Origin of the sequence: Streptomyces sp. Ru71 (assembly GCF_002920535.1) — a bacterium.
Lineage (GTDB): Bacteria > Actinomycetota > Actinomycetes > Streptomycetales > Streptomycetaceae > Streptomyces.
Genome location: NZ_PQSS01000013.1, coordinates 1 through 15,104 on the forward strand (window position 1 = coordinate 1; position 15,104 = coordinate 15,104).

15 protein-coding genes are annotated in these 15,104 nt (G+C 70.0%); 9 read left to right on the plus strand and 6 right to left on the minus strand.

Annotated features, from left to right (window positions below):
* Window positions 1-235: 235 nt before the first annotated feature.
* Both C3489_RS10710 and C3489_RS10715 read right to left on the minus strand, forming a co-directional pair.
* A complete protein-coding gene (locus tag C3489_RS10710; protein WP_219821941.1) occupies window positions 236-964 on the minus strand; it encodes a hypothetical protein in 729 nt (242 codons plus the stop codon).
* 90 nt (window positions 965-1,054) lie between these two features.
* Entirely contained in the window at window positions 1,055-1,720 is a 666-nt protein-coding gene (locus C3489_RS10715; protein WP_103781533.1) for a metalloregulator ArsR/SmtB family transcription factor, read from the minus strand.
* 65 nt (window positions 1,721-1,785) lie between these two features.
* Between C3489_RS10715 and C3489_RS10720 the strand changes: the two genes are divergently transcribed.
* The 4 genes from C3489_RS10720 (at window position 1,786) to C3489_RS10735 (ending at window position 8,068) form a co-directional block, all read left to right on the plus strand.
* The gene (locus C3489_RS10720) at window positions 1,786-3,165 is read left to right on the plus strand and encodes a rhodanese-like domain-containing protein (protein ID WP_258054634.1); all 1,380 of its coding nucleotides are present in this window, start codon (window positions 1,786-1,788) and stop codon (window positions 3,163-3,165) included.
* Window positions 3,162-4,451 (plus strand): MFS transporter, encoded by a 1,290-nt coding sequence (locus C3489_RS10725; RefSeq protein WP_181139619.1) that lies wholly within the window; start codon window positions 3,162-3,164, stop codon window positions 4,449-4,451. The genes C3489_RS10720 and C3489_RS10725 overlap by 4 nt, the downstream gene beginning before the upstream one ends.
* A 175-nt stretch (window positions 4,452-4,626) precedes the next feature.
* On the plus strand, window positions 4,627-6,492 hold the full coding sequence (locus C3489_RS10730; protein WP_181139621.1) for an alpha/beta fold hydrolase: 1,866 nt from the start codon (window positions 4,627-4,629) through the stop codon (window positions 6,490-6,492).
* 202 nt (window positions 6,493-6,694) lie between these two features.
* Entirely contained in the window at window positions 6,695-8,068 is a 1,374-nt protein-coding gene (locus tag C3489_RS10735; protein WP_219821943.1) for a serine hydrolase, read from the plus strand.
* A 25-nt stretch (window positions 8,069-8,093) separates the two neighbouring features.
* On the opposite strand, the gene C3489_RS10740 is transcribed toward C3489_RS10735, so the two are convergent.
* Window positions 8,094-8,549, minus strand: a complete 456-nt coding sequence (locus C3489_RS10740; RefSeq protein ID WP_103781534.1) for an ArsI/CadI family heavy metal resistance metalloenzyme — start codon at window positions 8,547-8,549, stop codon at window positions 8,094-8,096.
* A gap of 86 nt (window positions 8,550-8,635) precedes the next feature.
* Between C3489_RS10740 and C3489_RS10745 the strand changes: the two genes are divergently transcribed.
* The 3 genes from C3489_RS10745 to C3489_RS10755 are packed head-to-tail and all read left to right on the plus strand — an operon-like array spanning window position 8,636 to window position 10,208.
* Complete coding sequence (locus C3489_RS10745) at window positions 8,636-9,019, plus strand: helix-turn-helix transcriptional regulator (RefSeq protein ID WP_103781535.1); 384 nt, start codon at window positions 8,636-8,638, stop codon at window positions 9,017-9,019.
* Window positions 9,016-9,792, plus strand: coding sequence for an MIP/aquaporin family protein (locus C3489_RS10750; RefSeq protein ID WP_103781536.1), 777 nt, complete (start codon window positions 9,016-9,018; stop codon window positions 9,790-9,792). The genes C3489_RS10745 and C3489_RS10750 overlap by 4 nt, the downstream gene beginning before the upstream one ends.
* Window positions 9,789-10,208, plus strand: a complete 420-nt coding sequence (locus C3489_RS10755) for an arsenate reductase ArsC (protein ID WP_103781537.1) — start codon at window positions 9,789-9,791, stop codon at window positions 10,206-10,208. The genes C3489_RS10750 and C3489_RS10755 overlap by 4 nt, the downstream gene beginning before the upstream one ends.
* Before the next feature lie 82 nt (window positions 10,209-10,290).
* Here the strand turns inward: C3489_RS10755 and C3489_RS10760 are convergent, their stop codons facing one another.
* Both C3489_RS10760 and C3489_RS10765 read right to left on the minus strand, forming a co-directional pair.
* Window positions 10,291-10,719: a VOC family protein gene (locus tag C3489_RS10760; protein WP_103781538.1), complete on the minus strand. Its 429-nt coding sequence runs from the start codon at window positions 10,717-10,719 to the stop codon at window positions 10,291-10,293.
* 90 nt (window positions 10,720-10,809) lie between these two features.
* Entirely contained in the window at window positions 10,810-11,451 is a 642-nt protein-coding gene (locus C3489_RS10765; RefSeq protein ID WP_103781539.1) for a TetR/AcrR family transcriptional regulator, read from the minus strand.
* Between the two features lie 68 nt (window positions 11,452-11,519).
* Here C3489_RS10765 and C3489_RS10770 point away from each other — a divergent pair, with 68 nt between their 5' ends.
* Together C3489_RS10770 and C3489_RS10775 are read left to right on the plus strand one after the other, a co-directional pair.
* Window positions 11,520-12,455, plus strand: coding sequence for a zinc-binding dehydrogenase (locus tag C3489_RS10770; protein ID WP_103781540.1), 936 nt, complete (start codon window positions 11,520-11,522; stop codon window positions 12,453-12,455).
* 162 nt (window positions 12,456-12,617) lie between these two features.
* Window positions 12,618-13,748: a serine hydrolase gene (locus C3489_RS10775; RefSeq protein ID WP_103781541.1), complete on the plus strand. Its 1,131-nt coding sequence runs from the start codon at window positions 12,618-12,620 to the stop codon at window positions 13,746-13,748.
* Between the two features lie 381 nt (window positions 13,749-14,129).
* On the opposite strand, the gene C3489_RS10785 is transcribed toward C3489_RS10775, so the two are convergent.
* Window positions 14,130-15,101, minus strand: a complete 972-nt coding sequence (locus C3489_RS10785) for an antibiotic biosynthesis monooxygenase (RefSeq protein WP_103781542.1) — start codon at window positions 15,099-15,101, stop codon at window positions 14,130-14,132.
* Window positions 15,102-15,104 lie beyond the last annotated feature (3 nt).

The following is a 15,104-nucleotide window of genomic DNA, read 5'->3' on the forward strand; positions in this document are numbered from 1 at the left end:
AAACGCACGGCGGCCCGGAAGTGCGGGGCTGGCGCGTGTCTTGGCCGGTTGTCAGTTGATCGGATGCGTAGGCCCGATCAGTGATCACTGATGCGATGTGGGACCGGATCGATCCGCTGCTGCGGGCGATCCGGTCCTCCGCACAAACGGCTGATCAGGTGGAATCGTCGCCGGTCCATGCACAAGTTGGACGACGAAGAGATCCGCACCTCCGCGCGTGGACGTGCATGTTCGATCACGCAGACCGGATCTGCCAGGCCGCCTGGCCGACGGCCAGGATGCCGCGCGCGGGGAGTGGCACTTCGCCGATGCGGGGGTTGCGCTTCAGCCGGACCGGACGTCCGAGGTCGGTGTCGTCGAGAACGGCCCGGGCGTCGGCGATGTAGTACATCTGCTCGGGCATCAAGGTGCCGACGTGCCCGCTCGGCATCACGCCGGTCATCTGCACGCGGCCCAGCCCGAGCGCGCGGGCCATCAGCTCCCGGCTTCGCACCAGCGGCCTCACGCGCCAACTCGCGAGCGGCAACGCCGAACTGACGGCGTTCATCGCGGCGAGGACGGGCGTGGAGCGGGCGGTCAGCGTCCAGTCGAGGGAGGGCGAGTCCATCGTCACCCGCAGTGAGGCGGGTCCGGTCCAGGTGAGCTGGATGCGGGCGAAGCCGGTGCGCTCACAGGCTGCCCCGTAGTAGCGGGGGCAGGCGGTATCGAGGCGGGGGCCGTCGACGTGGATGGACCACCGGCCGTCGGGGGTGCGGTGCCACACCGTCCGGTAGGGACCGAAGGAGCCTTCGGGGAAGACCCGTAGCGCGAGGACGTGGCCGGAGTCGAAGGGCAGCGCGAAGACACCCCAGCCCTTGACGTACTCGTGCCCCGGCCACGGCGCGCTTCCGGGCGACTGCGGCGGGCGGGAAAGCCGTGATCCCAGATGCGGCGAGCGGGAGAGCCGTGATGCCAGATCGATCATGATCGTCACCTCGCTCGGAAGCAGCCCGTCACCCGGTGTCCAGCATGGCAGCGCAGTGGCCCGAGCGCCGGTCGGAGCCGTCGGTGTCGGTCATGCGGCGTCTGCCTCGACGGGCAGGGACGCCAGGCGCCATTCGAGCATGCCGTCGGCCAGCCGTTTCGCCTCGCGGCCGTGCGCGGTCAGCAGGCGGACGGCGTCGTGGGCGAAGACGCAGTTGGACCCCCGGCAGTAGGCCACGACCTCGGTGTCGGCGGGAAGTTCGGCCAGGCGCGCTTCCAGCTGGTCGAGGGGGATGGACAGCGCGCCGGGGATGTGACCGGCGGCGTACTCCTCGGCCGGGCGCACGTCGATCAGGGTGGCGGTGCCGGCCTTGACCCGCTCCAGCAGTTCCTCGCGGGTGAGGTGGTCGGTGTCCTCGGGGCCCAGGTAGGCGGCGCGGGCCTGCTCGGTGGCGGCGAGGTGGGTGCGGGCGACCTGCTGCAGCAGCGCGTACAGGGCGGCGACGTCGTCGCCGGCGAGCCGGTAGTAAATGCGCACCCCGTCACGGCGTGTGGCGACGAGTCCGGCCTGCTTGAGGGTCTGCAGGTGCGCCGATGCAGTGGTCATGCCGAGACCGGCGGCCTTGGCCAGGGCGTCGACGCTGCGCTCGCCCTGGGCGAGGAGGTCGAGCAGTTCCAGGCGTTTGCCGTTGGCCAGCGCCTTGCCCGTGGTCGCGAGGGCGTCGTACAGGGCGGCCTTGCGGGTGGGGTCTCCCATGGCATCCTCCATAAATCCATGGAATAGTGTATGGGTGGCCCGGGTGGAACACCACCCGCCTCGCCGTGAAGCTGGAGAGCGCCATGGGCTGTGACGAGCACCTGATACCGCTGGTCGACGAAGGTCTGGGCAACAGCGCCTACCTGGTCGACCTCGGCGACGGCCGCGCCCTCGCCGTCGACCCCGCACGCGACCTGCGGGCACTGCGGGCCGCCGCTGCCGAGCGCGGCCTCACCGTGGCGTTCGCCGCCGACACCCACCTGCACGCCGACTTCCTCACCGGCGCGCTCCAGCTCGCGCACGACGACGGTGCCACGGTGCTGGCCTCCGCCGCCGGCCACCGCACCTTCTCGCACACCGCGCTCGACGACGGCGACGAGGTGGACCTGGGCGGACTGACCCTGCGGGCGCTCGCCACACCCGGCCACACCGACGAGCACCTGTCCTTCCTGCTCCTCGACGGCACCCGGGAGCTCGGCGTGTTCACCGGCGGGTCGCTGATCGTCGGCTCCGCCGCCCGCACCGACCTGCTCGGCGCCGACCGCGCGGAGGAACTGGCCCGCGCCCAGTACCGGTCGCTGCAACGCTTGAGCATGCTGCCGGACGCGACCGCGGTGTGGCCGACCCACGGCGCCGGCTCGTTCTGCTCGGCCCCGTCCGGAGCCGAGCGCACCACCACCGTCGGTGCTCAGAAGGCCGCGAACGACCTGTTCGCAGCTCCGGACGAGGACGCCTTCGTGGCCCGCCTCCTCGGCTCGCTCGGCTCCTACCCCGCGTACTTCGAGCGCCTCAGTGAAATCAACCGCCGCGGGCCCGCTCTGCTGACCACCGCACCGGGCCTCGACCCGCTGACCCCACAGCAGGTGCGCGCCCTGCTGGCCGACGGCGCCCACCTGGTCGATGCCAGATCGGCCGCCGCCTTCGCCGCGGGGCACATCCCCGGCGCCCTCTCCAACCCGCTGCGGCCCGCGTTCGCGACGTGGATCGGCTGGCTGCTGCCACCGGACGTGCCGCTCGTCTTCCTGCTCGAACCAGACCAGGACGGCGCGGACCTGGCCTGGCAGGCCGCGAAGATCGGCTACGACCGGCTGGCGGGACAGCTCGACGGCGGCATGGACGCCTGGCGTGCCGACGGCGGCTCGATCGACACGATCGAGCTCGTGACGGCCGACCGGATCGGCACCCGGCCGGTGCTGGACGTGCGACAGGACGCCGAGTTCACCGCCGGGCACATCCCCGGAGCCGCCCACCGCGAGCTCGGCGACCTCGGCGCCGACGGGCAGGCCGCCGCCGACGGGGCAGTGGTGATGTGCGGGCACGGCGAACGCGCCATGACGGCCGCCAGCATCCTGGCCCGCCACGGCACCCGCGACCTGGCAGTGCTGGTCGGCGGCGCCGCCGACTGGGCCAAGGCCACCGGCGGCCGCTTGGCGGACGGCTCGTGACCACCACCGACCCCGGCACCAGCCCCGGCAGCACCAGCCCCGGTCACGACGGCATCCGGCTCGGCCTGCGGGCCAACCTGGCGCAGTTCTCACTGCTGGTCGCGGTCAATGCGCTGGTGGGCGGCATGCTCGGCCAGGAACGCTCCGTCCTGCCGCTGCTGGCCGACCGTACCTTCCATCTGTCCGCCTACACCGCCGCGCTCACCTACATCGTCGCGTTCGGCGCGACCAAGGCGGTCACCAACTTCTTCGCCGGAACCCTCTCCGACCGCCACGGCCGCAAACCCATCCTGGTGGCGGGCTGGATCGTCGCCCTGCCGGTGCCGCTGCTGCTGATCTGGGCCCCCTCCTGGGGTTGGGTCGTCCTGGCCAACGTGCTGCTCGGCGTCAACCAGGGCCTGACCTGGTCCACCACCGTCATCATGAAGATCGACCTCGTCGGCCCCGCCCGGCGCGGACTCGCGATGGGCTGCAACGAGGCCGCCGGCTACCTGGCGGTGGCAGGCACCGCGATGGCCACCGGCGCCATCGCCGCCCACTGGGGGCTCCGGCCGCAGCCGTTCTTCGTCGGCATCGCCTACGCCGCCCTCGGCCTCGGCCTCTCGGTCCTCACCGTCCGCGAGACCCGCGAGCACGCCCGAGCCGAAGCGGCCCTCCACCCCGCCCCGGCGGACCCCGGCCACCACGCTGAACTCACGACCGGTCAGATAGCCCGTACCACCAGCCTCACCGACAAAGCCCTGTCCTCCGCCAGCTGGGCGGGCCTGGTCAACAACCTCAACGACGCCCTCGCCTGGGGCATCTTCCCCCTGCTCTTCGCCGCCCACGGCCTGACGATCGGACAGGTCGGCCTGCTCGCCGCCCTCTACCCCGCCGTCTGGGGTCTCGGGCAGATCCTCACCGGCTGGTGGTCCGACCGCACCGGCCGCAAGCACCTCATCACCGCCGGCATGCTCCTCCAAGCCGCTGCCATAGGCCTGGTCGCCACCGGCACGACCTTCGGTGTCTGGGCACTCGCCCAGATCCTGCTCGGTGCGGGCACCGCCCTCGTCTACCCGACCCTGCTCGCCGTCATCGGCGACGTCGCCCACCCCGCCTGGCGTGCCCGCGCCGTCGGCGTCTACCGCCTCTGGCGCGACGGCGGCTTCGCCGTCGGCGCCCTCCTGGCCGGAGCCCTCGCCGACGCCTACGGTCTCACCACCGCCATCTGGGCCGTCGCAGGCCTCACCGCCACCGCGGGCATCGTCGTCGCGGTACGGATGTACGAGACCCATCAGCACATCTGATCGCAGTCCAACAGGGCACCGTCGCCATCGGGTGGCGCGTCCATGACCCCATTGGACCTGCCGGAGTGCGAGGTACGAGTGGTCTTCGCAGCATGGCGTCTGACGACCCCAGCCAAATGGTGACGAGTTCGATCGGTGCCGAGGGCCTGTCACGGCACCGATGCGGAAGGACGACATGCCCATACGCAACCGCGGCACAGCTGCCGCAGCCGCCATGTTCCTGACCGGCCTGACGGTGCTGTCCGCGGCCCCGGCCGACGCCACGTCCGGCGTGTCGACCACCCGCCAGAAGCCAGTAGCGGGGGAGGACTCCCCACCGCGCCTCAGCTACTCACGGCCCGGCCTGTCACCGGGACGGCCGGCCGGCGAGTCCATACCCGCACGCTCGAAGGCCGCCACGCACACCGTCGCCTCCGGAAACACGCTGTGGGACATCGCCCAGCAGACCCTCGGCGACGCACTGCGGTGGGGCAGCGTCTACACCCTCAACCAGCAGACCATCGAGGACGAGGCCCGTCAGCACGGATACGCCTCCAGTGACCGGGGCCACTGGATCTTTCCGGGAACCGTGCTCACCCTGCCCCAGGCCTCGACGGCGCAGACGCAGGGGACGTCGCGGTTCGAGCCCGCTCCGTGCCCGACCACTTACGGAGAACTCAAGGACACCCGCTGCGGCTTCCTCGTCGTACCGGAGAACCGGGCCCACCCGTCCACGCGAACCCTTCGCCTGGCCGTCGCGCTCGTCGGCTCGTCATCGCCGAAGCCGCACCCCGACCCGATCGTGTTCCTCTCCGGCGGGCCCGGCGCGGACGGCCTGGGGAACATATCCGAACTCACCGAGGCCGGGCTGAACCGCGACCGCGATCTGGTCGTCCTGTCCCAGCGCGGCACGCTCTCGTCCCAGCGGCCACTGACGTGTCCCGAGATCGACCGGTTCTACGGTGAGCGCGTCCACCTCCTCTACGACGCACCTTCCACCGGAGACCGGTACGCCCAGGCGGCCGCCCGGTGCCGCGAGCGCCTGACAGCCCAGGGAGCCGATCCGGCCGACTACAACACCAGCGAGAACGCAGCTGACGTGGCGGATCTGCGCAAGGCCCTGGGAATCCGCGAGTGGAACGTCCTGTCGCATTCCTACGGCACGCAACTGGCGCTGACCTACATGCGCATGTTCCCCGAAGGGATCCGCTCCGTGACCGTCGACGGCGTCGTACCGCCGTCGGTGGCGACGCCCGGGTGGACGTGGAGCAGCATGCGCGAATCGTTCGACAACATCGTGAGCGCCTGTGCGGCACAGACCTCCTGCCGGCAGCGCTACCCGGACATCGGTGCCACCTACCTGCGCATGGTGCGCCAGCTGGAGGCTCACCCGGTCACCACGCACGTGACGGTGCCGCAGGTTGGCAGGGTGAAGGTGGTCCTCGACGGCGGGGCGCTGCTGAACTGGATGGTGCGTGCCAGTCACGCCCCCCAGACCTTCCCGGTGGGCGTGGACGAGTTGGCCCACGGTCACCCGGAGCGCATCGCGGAGCAGTGGGCGGCCGCCTGGCTTCCCGGCTCGCAGGGGATGTTCGCTCACGGGTTGTCGCTGAGCGTGTGGTGCAGCGAATGGGTTCCGTTCGAGACGCCCGCCGAACAGCTCGCCAAGGGGCAGCGAGCTTTCCCCGAGCTCCCCCGTTCGGTCCTGGCTCAGGCGCCTCAGCTGCCGTTCCTGCGGCAGGCGTGCCAGGCCTGGGACGTCCCGAAGGCACCCGACTCCGTTCGCGAGGTCACCCGGAGCAGCATCCCCACCCTGGCCATCTCCGGCAGTTTCGACGCTCAGACCGGGGCTCAGTGGGGGCAGTACGTGGCACGGACGCTCTCCCGCTCGACGGTGGTGACCCTGGCCGGTGTCGCCCACGGGACGTTCGACCATCCGTGCGGGGCAGAGGTGATCACCTCCTTCTTCGACGACCCCGAGCACCCCGACACCCGGTGCGTGAGCTCCGTGAAACCGGCGCCGTTCGTCATCGGCAGCGAGGGAGCCGGTACCGGTGAATGACGACCTGCTGTCGGCCGGCTCCGACACCGCGCGCTCCGCGCCGCCCGAACTCCCCGGTCCCACGCGGTGGTCTCGACGTGGCTTTCTGAACGCTGCGGCAGCGGTGGGCTGCGCGACCGTCTCACTGGGACCGGCGGCGACGGCGGCCGCGTCACCGCGATCCGCTGTCCACGGCGGCGGCACGGGCGGCACGGGGAGCTCATTGTTCGCCGAGCTCGACGCCAAGATCGAGGAGGGCATGAAGGCGTACGCGATACCGGGAGCGGCCGTCGGCGTGCTCTGGAACGGTCAGGAGTACGTCAAGGGGTACGGGATCACCAATGTCGACCATCCGGTGCCGGTCGACGGTGACACCGTCTTCCGGGTCGGCTCGACCACCAAGACCTTCACCGGCACGACACTCATGCGGCTGGTCGAGCGGGGCGAGGTCGAGCTGGACGCCCCCGTGCGCCGCTACCTCCCGGATTTCTCGGTGGCCGACCCGTACGCGTCGGCGCAGGTCACCGTGCGGCAGCTGCTCAACCACAGTGCCGGGTGGCTGGGCGACGACTACCAGGACTTCGGCCCCGGCGACGACGCGCTGGCCCGCTTCGTGGCATCCATGGCCCGGCTTCCCCAACTCACCGACCCCGGGGAGGTGTTCGCCTACAACAACGCGGCGCTGTGCGTGGCCGGCCGGATCATCGAGGTGGTGATGGGCACGACCTACGAGGCCGCGGTGCGCAAACTGGTCATCGATCCGCTCGGGCTCGACCACAGCCGCTTCTCCAGTGACGAGATCGTGGGCTTCAACGTCGCGGCGTCACACGACGTCGTCGACGGCAAGGCCGTGCTGGAGCCCTCCTTCTGGACCCAGCCCCGCAGCCTCGCGCCGACCGGCGGCCTGATCTCCAGCGTGCGCGACCAGCTGAGCTGGGCCCGCTTCCACCTCGGAGACGGTACGGCCCCTGACGGCACGCGACTGCTGAGCAGGTCATCGCTGGAACAGATGCGCTCCAAACCCGGCCCCGGTGGCACGCTCGTCGTGGAACTCGACGGCATGGGAGTCACCTGGATGCTGCGCCCGACGGCCCAAGGACCACGGATCGTGCAACACGGCGGGACCTGGCCGGGCCAGATCTCGGGCTTCCTGATGGTTCCCCGCCGCGGCTTCGCTCTCACCCTGCTGACCAACTCGGAAGGCGGGACCCGGCTCAGGGACGAGCTGTTCACCGATGACTGGGCCCTCAGCCGGTTCGCCGGGGTGACCAACCTGCCGGCCACACCCAAGGTCTTGACCAGCGAGGAGCTGGCGCCCTACGAGGGCCGCTACATCGCGCAGCGGATCAACGACAAGGGCGCCGTGGAGGACACCGTCATCGAACTCCACCGGCACAACGGACAGTTGAAGGGCACCCAGACGACCCAGAAGCAGATCACCGACCCCGGAGTCGCCTTCTACCGAAAGGACTTCGGACTCGACCTCGACGACGAGGGCAGACCGGTCGGCACCCGCTCCGACTTCGTACGTGGACCCGACGGGAAGGTGGCCTGGTGGCGCAACCACGGACGGCTGCACCGCCACCAGACGCATTGACGAGCACGGACGAAGGGCAGGATCGTCACAGGCGGCCGGCGTCCGGCGCGGGCTGACGGAACTCCGACGTGCCGCAGCAGTCGCCCGGAGCGGTGGCGGCCTTCTGCAGGGTGTCGGCGTCGGCCTTCACGACGTAGACCTCCCATGGTTCCTTGCCGGGGCCGGTGACCCACACCTTGTCCTGGAGGGCGTAGCAGCAGGCGGTGTCGCTCTCCTCGAAGGTCGCCAGGCCCGCGTCCTTGAGCCGGGCGGTGGCCGCGGTGACGTCCTCGGTGGACGCGACCTCGACGCCGAGATGGTCCAGACGGGTGTCCTCGCCGGTCTCGCCCTCGATGAGGACGAGCTTGAGCGGGGGCTCGGCGATGGCGAAGTTGGCGTAGCCCTCGCGGCGCTTGGCGGGCTCGGCCCCGAACAACTTGGAGTAGAAGGTGATCGAGGCGTCGAGGTCGGCGACGCGCAGGGCGAGCTGAACACGGGACATGGCGGTCTCCCATCAAAGGGCTTGTTTCGACATCTGTCGATACAGTCGACCTTGCCACCGGGATCGACGACTGTCAATATTGAGGAATGTCGAAACAACCTGGTCTGCCGGTGCTCGGGCAAGACGACGAGACGGCGTGCTGCGCGCCGATGGTCCGCGAGCCCCTCGGCGAGGAGGCAGCGGCCGAGCTGTCGCGGATGTTCAAAGCGCTGTCGGACCCGATCCGACTGCGGCTGCTGTCCCTGATTGCCTCCCACGAGGGCGGCGAGGCGTGCGTGTGCGACCTCGTCGGTCCGTTCGACGTGTCCCAGCCGACGATCTCCCACCACCTGAAGGTGTTGCGGGAGGCCGGGCTGGTCGGCTCCGAGCGGCGCGGGACCTGGGTGTACTACTGGGTGCTGCCCGAGGCGCTGGCGAAGCTGTCCGCCCTGCTCCAGATCCCCGCCGCCTCCACGAAGGCCCCCGCGTGAGCGCGCCGGCCCCGCTGCTGCGGCGAGCGGCCGTCGAGGGACTGGGCACGGCCGCGCTGGTCACGGTGGTGGTCGGCTCCGGGATCCAGGCCACCGAACTGACACGCGATGTCGGGACGCAGCTGCTGGCCAACTCCCTCGCCACCGTGTTCGACCTCGGCGTGCTGATCGCCCTGCTCGGAGGGGTGTCCGGGGCGCACTTCAACCCGGTGGTCACCCTCGCAGCCTGGTCCAGCGGCCGCCGCACCGGCGAGGCCCCCACTCTGCGGGACGTCGCCGCGTACCTGCCCGCCCAGATCACCGGGGCGATCGGCGGCGCGGTGCTGGCCGACGCCATGTTCGGCAAACCACTGGTGCGCTTCTCCACCCACGACCGGTTCTCCAGCCCTCTGTGGCTGGGGGAGGTCATAGCCACCGCCGGACTGGTCTGGCTCATCTTCGGCCTGGCCCGCGTCGGCCGCGCGCACCTGGCGCCGCTGCTGGTCGCCTCCTACATCGGCGCGGCGTACTGGTTCACCTCCTCCACCAGCTTCGCCAACCCGGCCGTCACGATCGGCCGCGCCTTCACCGACACCTTCGCCGGCATCGCCCCCACCTCCGTGCTGCCGTTTGTGGCTGCCCAGCTGATCGGCGCCGCCGCAGGCCTCGGCCTGGTCACCGTCTGCTTCGGCCGCCCGACCCCCGTGAGCGAGGACGACATCATCATTCCCGACGACAGTCAGCAGCCCGCCGCACCCACCCGTACCACCGCAGAAAGCACTCTGGCCCGATGAGCACTCCCGCCCGCCCCTCCGTCCTGTTCGTCTGCGTGCACAACGCCGGACGCTCCCAGATGGCAGCCGCCTTCCTCACCCACCTAGGCGGCGCCCGCGTCCAGGTCCGCTCGGCAGGATCCGCCCCCGCCAATGCCGTGAACCCGGCCGTGGCGGAGGCCATGAAAGAGGTCGGCATCGACATCTCCGCCGAGACCCCCAAGGTCCTCACCACCGAGGCGGTGCAGACCTCCGATGTCGTGATCACCATGGGCTGCGGCGACGCCTGCCCCTACTTCCCCGGCAAGCGATACCTCGACTGGCAGCTCGCCGACCCGGCAGGCCAGGGCATCGAGGCCGTCCGACCGATCCGCGACGAGATCGAGCAGCGCGTCCGCCACCTGCTCACCGAACTCCGCATCGAGCCGGCAGCGTGAATCGCCCTCACGGGCCAACTACAGCCCCGCAACCGACACAGCCCAGGAAGGCGGCTTCCCACCTCTTCGGCTCGGAGATCGCTCAGTCGATACAGAACTCGTTGCCCTCGATGTCCAGCATCGGGATGCACGCATCGTTGCCGTCATACAGGGTTCGTACATGTACCGCGCCAAGCGGGACCAGTCGCGCACATTCGGCCTCAAGCGCGGCGAGGCGCGCTTCACCCACAAGTCCGGTGCCGACCCGCACATCAAGATGCACCCGGTTCTTGACGGCCTTCCCTTCGGGAACGCGCTGGAAGTACAGTCGCGGGCCGACCCCTGAGGGATCTACGCAGGCGAACCAGGAATCCCGCTGCTCAGGCGGCTGTGAACGCTTGTAGGCGTCCCACGTGTCAAACCCCTCCGGTGGCGGCGGCACGACGTACCCCAACACCTCGCACCAGAAACGAGCGAGACGCTCAGGCTCTGCGCAGTCGAAGGTGACCTGAAACTTCTTGATCGCTGACATCGGCGCACACTAGCAGGGGACTCGGCCGCTCATCTCCTGGGTGGAGCGGCCCGCTACACATGACCTTCTGCCGCCTTGGACGCCAAGTGATCAAACCGGGTCCTGCGCCGCCAGTGCCGCGACCGCAGGGATCGCTGCGAAAGCCTGGCGCATGTGCCGGATGAGTGCCGTACGGTCCTGCTGTGCTGCGTCCGACGAGGCCCATGCCTCCAGCGCGCGGTGCCACGCAGCCAGCATGAGGTCGAGCAGAAGGCGCAGTTCGGTGTGGCCAGGGGACTTCCCGGCCAACCGGTGTTCCACGATCCGAACCACGTTCGCGGAGACCTCTGAGCAGTGGCGCAGGCTGTGCGCGGTCAGCGCGGGGGTGCGGTCGGCCAGGTTGCGGCTGGCCTGGAAGCGCCGTTCCCATCCGTCCGTCATCCGCTCAAGTGCCGCGAACAGCGCGTCTTTGTAGGCGCCGAGGAGGTGCTCGCCGGTCAGGGGCCGGCTCTCGATATCGGTGACGTAGGCGGCCCACAGTTCCTTCTCCGGGGCCAGGGCCACGTCTTCCTTCGAGGCGAACGTGCGGAAGAAGGTGCGCTTGGAGACTTCCACCGCTTCGACGATCTCGTCCAGCGTGACGGTGGTGAAGTCCCGCGCGGTGAACAGCTCAAGGGCGGTATCGACCAGAGCCTGACGGGTGCGCAGTTTCTTGCGCTCGCGCAGCGGCAGTTCTTCCGGGTCCTTGGGCACGAGGCAAAGCCTAGCAGCCGCGTTTGCCCCTTGTAGGCTTATGCCACTCAGTGGCAATATCTCTCGCTGTGAAGGCATTAACGATCGACCACTCGGCCCCGGGACACCTCTCGCTCACCGAGGTCGCTGACCCCGAACCCGCCACCCACCAGGCCCTGATTCAGGTCCACTCGTTCTCCCTCAACGCCGGCGAGGTCCACCACGTGGTCCCCGAGGGCGAAGCCGGCACGGTGCCCGGCTGGGACGCCGCGGGCGTCGTCGTCCGCGCAGCCGCCGACGGCTCCGGTCCCGCAGTCGGCACCCCCGTCGTCACCCTGGGGCCGGACGGCGCCTGGGCCGAACTGCGCGCCGTGGACACCAATCTGATAGGCACCGTGCCGGAGGGAGCCGACCTCGGTCCGATCAGCACACTGCCGGTCGCAGCGGGCACAGCCCTGCGTGCCCTGCACCGCATCGGCCCGATCCTCGGACGGCGGGTCCTGGTGACCGGCGCGGGCGGCGGCGTGGGCCGCTTCACGCTGCAGCTCGCGGCCCGAGGCGGCGCACATGTCACCGCAGTGACCAGCGATCCGGCGAAAGCGGACGCACTTCGCGCACTCGGCGCTGATGAGATCGTCACCGACCTGGCCGCGCTCCAGCACATCGAACCGGTACACGGCGTGGTCGAACTGGTCGGCGGCGCCCACATGGTCGCCGCACACGGCGCGCTGACCGACAATGGCGTGCTGGTGGCCGCAGGTCACATATCCGGCGACGGCGAGCAGTTTCCCTACGGAGCCCTCTTCGGCAACGGCCGTCGCCACAACCGCCAGATCGTCACCTACTACCTGCTGGACGACGCCGTTGGACTGGGCGCCGACCTCACCTGGCTGGCCGCACTCACCGCCCGCGGCGAACTGGACCCGCAAGTCGCCCTCCGCGCCGACTGGACACAGGCGGCGCGGGCGGCAGCCGAACTCGCAGGCCGGCGCGTGCCGGGCAAAGCCGTCCTTGACGTCCACTGAGCGAACAAGACGACGTCCGCCGCAGGCCCCGTGACGCACCTGCGGCGACTCCGGTGGCCTGCAGCAAGATCCCGCAGCCGCCCGAGTGCCCGGTACCGATGACTTCGGGTGCCGGGCACGGTCGTACCCGGTGTAGCTTCCCGCCCACCGGAAGGCCGAAGGATGAGCAGCACGCTGTACGAGACACTGCGGCGACGTGTCGACGACGGAACCGTCCCCGGTGCCGTCGCCCTGGTCGCCCGCGGCGACGACGTCGAGGTGGTCGCCGTGGGGTCGGCCGACGCCGGTGGCAGCGTCCCGATGACCCGGGAGTCGATCTTCAGGATCGCCTCGATCACCAAGCCGATCATGGCGGCGGCGGTGCTGACTCTGCTTGATGAGGGCCGCATCGCGCTGGAGGACCCGATCGACGAGTGGCTGCCGGAGCTGGCGAAGCCGCACGTGGTCCGCACACCGCAGAGCCCCGTCGACGACGTGGTCCCGGCGGCCCGTTCGATCAGGGTGGAGGACCTGCTCACCTCCCGCCCCGGCTGGGGCCTGCCCTCCGATTTCTCGCTGCCGGCTGCCAAGGCGCTGTTGCAGGTGCAGGATCACAGTCGCCCCCTGCAGAGCTGGCCCGGCCCGGACGAATGGCTGGCCCGGCTCGCAGAGGTACCGCTGCTCCACCAGCCCGGCGAGGCCTGGCTGTACGGCACGGCGTCCGCCCTGCAGGGGCTGCTGGCTGCCCGTGTGACCGGGCTGACCCTGCCGGAGTTCCTGAGCGTGCGGATCTTCGAGCCACTGGGGATGAAGGACACCGCGTTCGAGGTCCCGACGGCGAAACGGGACCGGTTCACCTGGTCCTACGCCCCCTCGGAAACCGGCGAACTGCAACTCACGGACACCCCGGACGGCGATTTCAGCAGCCCTCCGCGCTTCCCTTCGGGCGGCGGCGGGCTGGTCTCGACAGCCGACGACTGGCTGGCCTTCGCCCGCATGCTGCTGTCCGGGGGCGGTGACCTGCTGTCTCCGAGCTCGGTGAGCCGGATGACGAGCAATCACCTCACCGCGGCGCAACGCGAGAACGTGACGCTCTTCCTGGAAGGCCAGGGCTGGGGCTACGGCGGCCAGGTCGACGTCGAACCGATCGACCCGTGGAACGTCCCCGGCCGCTACGGCTGGGTCGGCGGCACGGGGACGACGGCCCATGTGATCCCGGCGACGAACACGGTCACGATCCTGCTGACCCAGGTGGCCATGCGCGGCCCGACCCCGAACCCACTGATGCGCGAGTTCTGGCGGGCGTGCGTCTAGGCCGGCGCTTGCCGACACCAGGCCGGTGTCGGGCGGGTGGCCCCCCGCTGGCCGGACGCACGCCTCCGGTGGACACGCCCTGCCTTGGCAGGGTCGACCACTGCGGTGATGTCGGTGATGTGATGCTCGGTGACCGTGAAGACGAGGAGGGAAAGCGGGGTGCCGTCTTCGCTCCAGGAGATGCCGCCGGGGCGGCCGTTGACGATCGCCGCACGTCCGAGTGCCGCGCCAGCCACGCGCGCGAGTGGCCACTTCGGTGCCCCGAGCGTGACGAACGTGCCGTTCGGGGTGTGGACGGTGAACCCCCTTCGCGCGGACGACCAGCACTGCCTCGTGAAGAAGTCGCTCGGCTTCAGGACCGCAGGCTACCGATGTCACCGGTCAGGGCAGCGTCCAGAACCGGACTGTGACGAGGTAGAAGACGACGACCCAGAAGGCCATCGCCACCGCGACGATACCGAGACCACGGAGATTGGCTCTGGCCGGTTCGTCCGGTGCTGGCCGCAGCCATCGCCCGAGCATCGGGTTCACGTAGTAGGGCATGGTCAGGAAGCTCATGAGGAAACTCGACAGCAGGTTGCCCACGAGCAGGCCGATCCAGAGCGGCATGTGCAGCGGGGACAGAGCAAGCGTCAGCAGCACGACAGTCGGGTAGAGGCCGACCCAGACCGCGAGGGAGGTCCTGGTCTCGGAGGGTGGCGACGGTGCCTCCTTGCCGTTGCCCTCGAAGGCGAACCAACTGCCGAACGAGTTGTCGATCGTACGCAGTTGGAAGTCGCTGAACTTCTCGCCCTCGGCCAGGATCCTCTGCCGTTGGGGCGACGTCAGCCACGCGTCGAGGTGTTCCGCAGTGTCGTAGCGGTACAGCGTGGTCCATTCCTCCTGAAGCCCCTCGATGGGGCGGAAGAGCTCGGTCCCGCGAAACCCCTCGAACTTGCTCTCCTCCTGGACCATGTGGTGCTGCCAGGCGAGGAAGTCGTCGACCTGGTTCGGGGAGACGCGGTGAGTGACCACCACGGTGACCAGCGGATCCAGTGACTGGGTGCCGCTGCTGACCACCTGCTGGGTCGCTGGACCGTCGAAGTACTTGGCGCCGACGTCGAGATACGTCTGCCTGGTCGCGCTGTTGATCCACGCCTGCAGATGCGCCACCGAGTCGAACCGGTACACCACGACCCAATCGGACTGCAGCGCCGTCGGCGGGGAGATCTCGGCGCCGAGGAAACCGGGGTAGTAGGCGGCCGCGGCGTTGAGATCCTCCTGCCATGACTCGAACTCCCGCTCCATCCCGGGCAGGACCTTCTGGCCGATGATTGCCGTAGCCGCGGCGGCTACGTTTCTTTCGGTGTTCATGGT

Excerpts from the sequence above, each read along its gene's own strand:
- C3489_RS10710 (WP_219821941.1), bottom strand. The coding sequence starts at position 964 with ATGATCGATCTGGCATCACGGCTCTCCCGCTCGCCGCATCTGGGATCA.
- C3489_RS10715 (WP_103781533.1), bottom strand. The coding sequence starts at position 1,720 with ATGGGAGACCCCACCCGCAAGGCCGCCCTGTACGACGCCCTCGCGACC.
- C3489_RS10730 (WP_181139621.1), top strand. The coding sequence starts at position 4,627 with ATGCCCATACGCAACCGCGGCACAGCTGCCGCAGCCGCCATGTTCCTG.
- C3489_RS10740 (WP_103781534.1), bottom strand. The coding sequence starts at position 8,549 with ATGTCCCGTGTTCAGCTCGCCCTGCGCGTCGCCGACCTCGACGCCTCG.
- C3489_RS10745 (WP_103781535.1), top strand. The coding sequence starts at position 8,636 with ATGTCGAAACAACCTGGTCTGCCGGTGCTCGGGCAAGACGACGAGACG.
- C3489_RS10755 (WP_103781537.1), top strand. The coding sequence starts at position 9,789 with ATGAGCACTCCCGCCCGCCCCTCCGTCCTGTTCGTCTGCGTGCACAAC.
- C3489_RS10760 (WP_103781538.1), bottom strand. The coding sequence starts at position 10,719 with ATGTCAGCGATCAAGAAGTTTCAGGTCACCTTCGACTGCGCAGAGCCT.
- C3489_RS10775 (WP_103781541.1), top strand. The coding sequence starts at position 12,618 with ATGAGCAGCACGCTGTACGAGACACTGCGGCGACGTGTCGACGACGGA.
- C3489_RS10785 (WP_103781542.1), bottom strand. The coding sequence starts at position 15,101 with ATGAACACCGAAAGAAACGTAGCCGCCGCGGCTACGGCAATCATCGGC.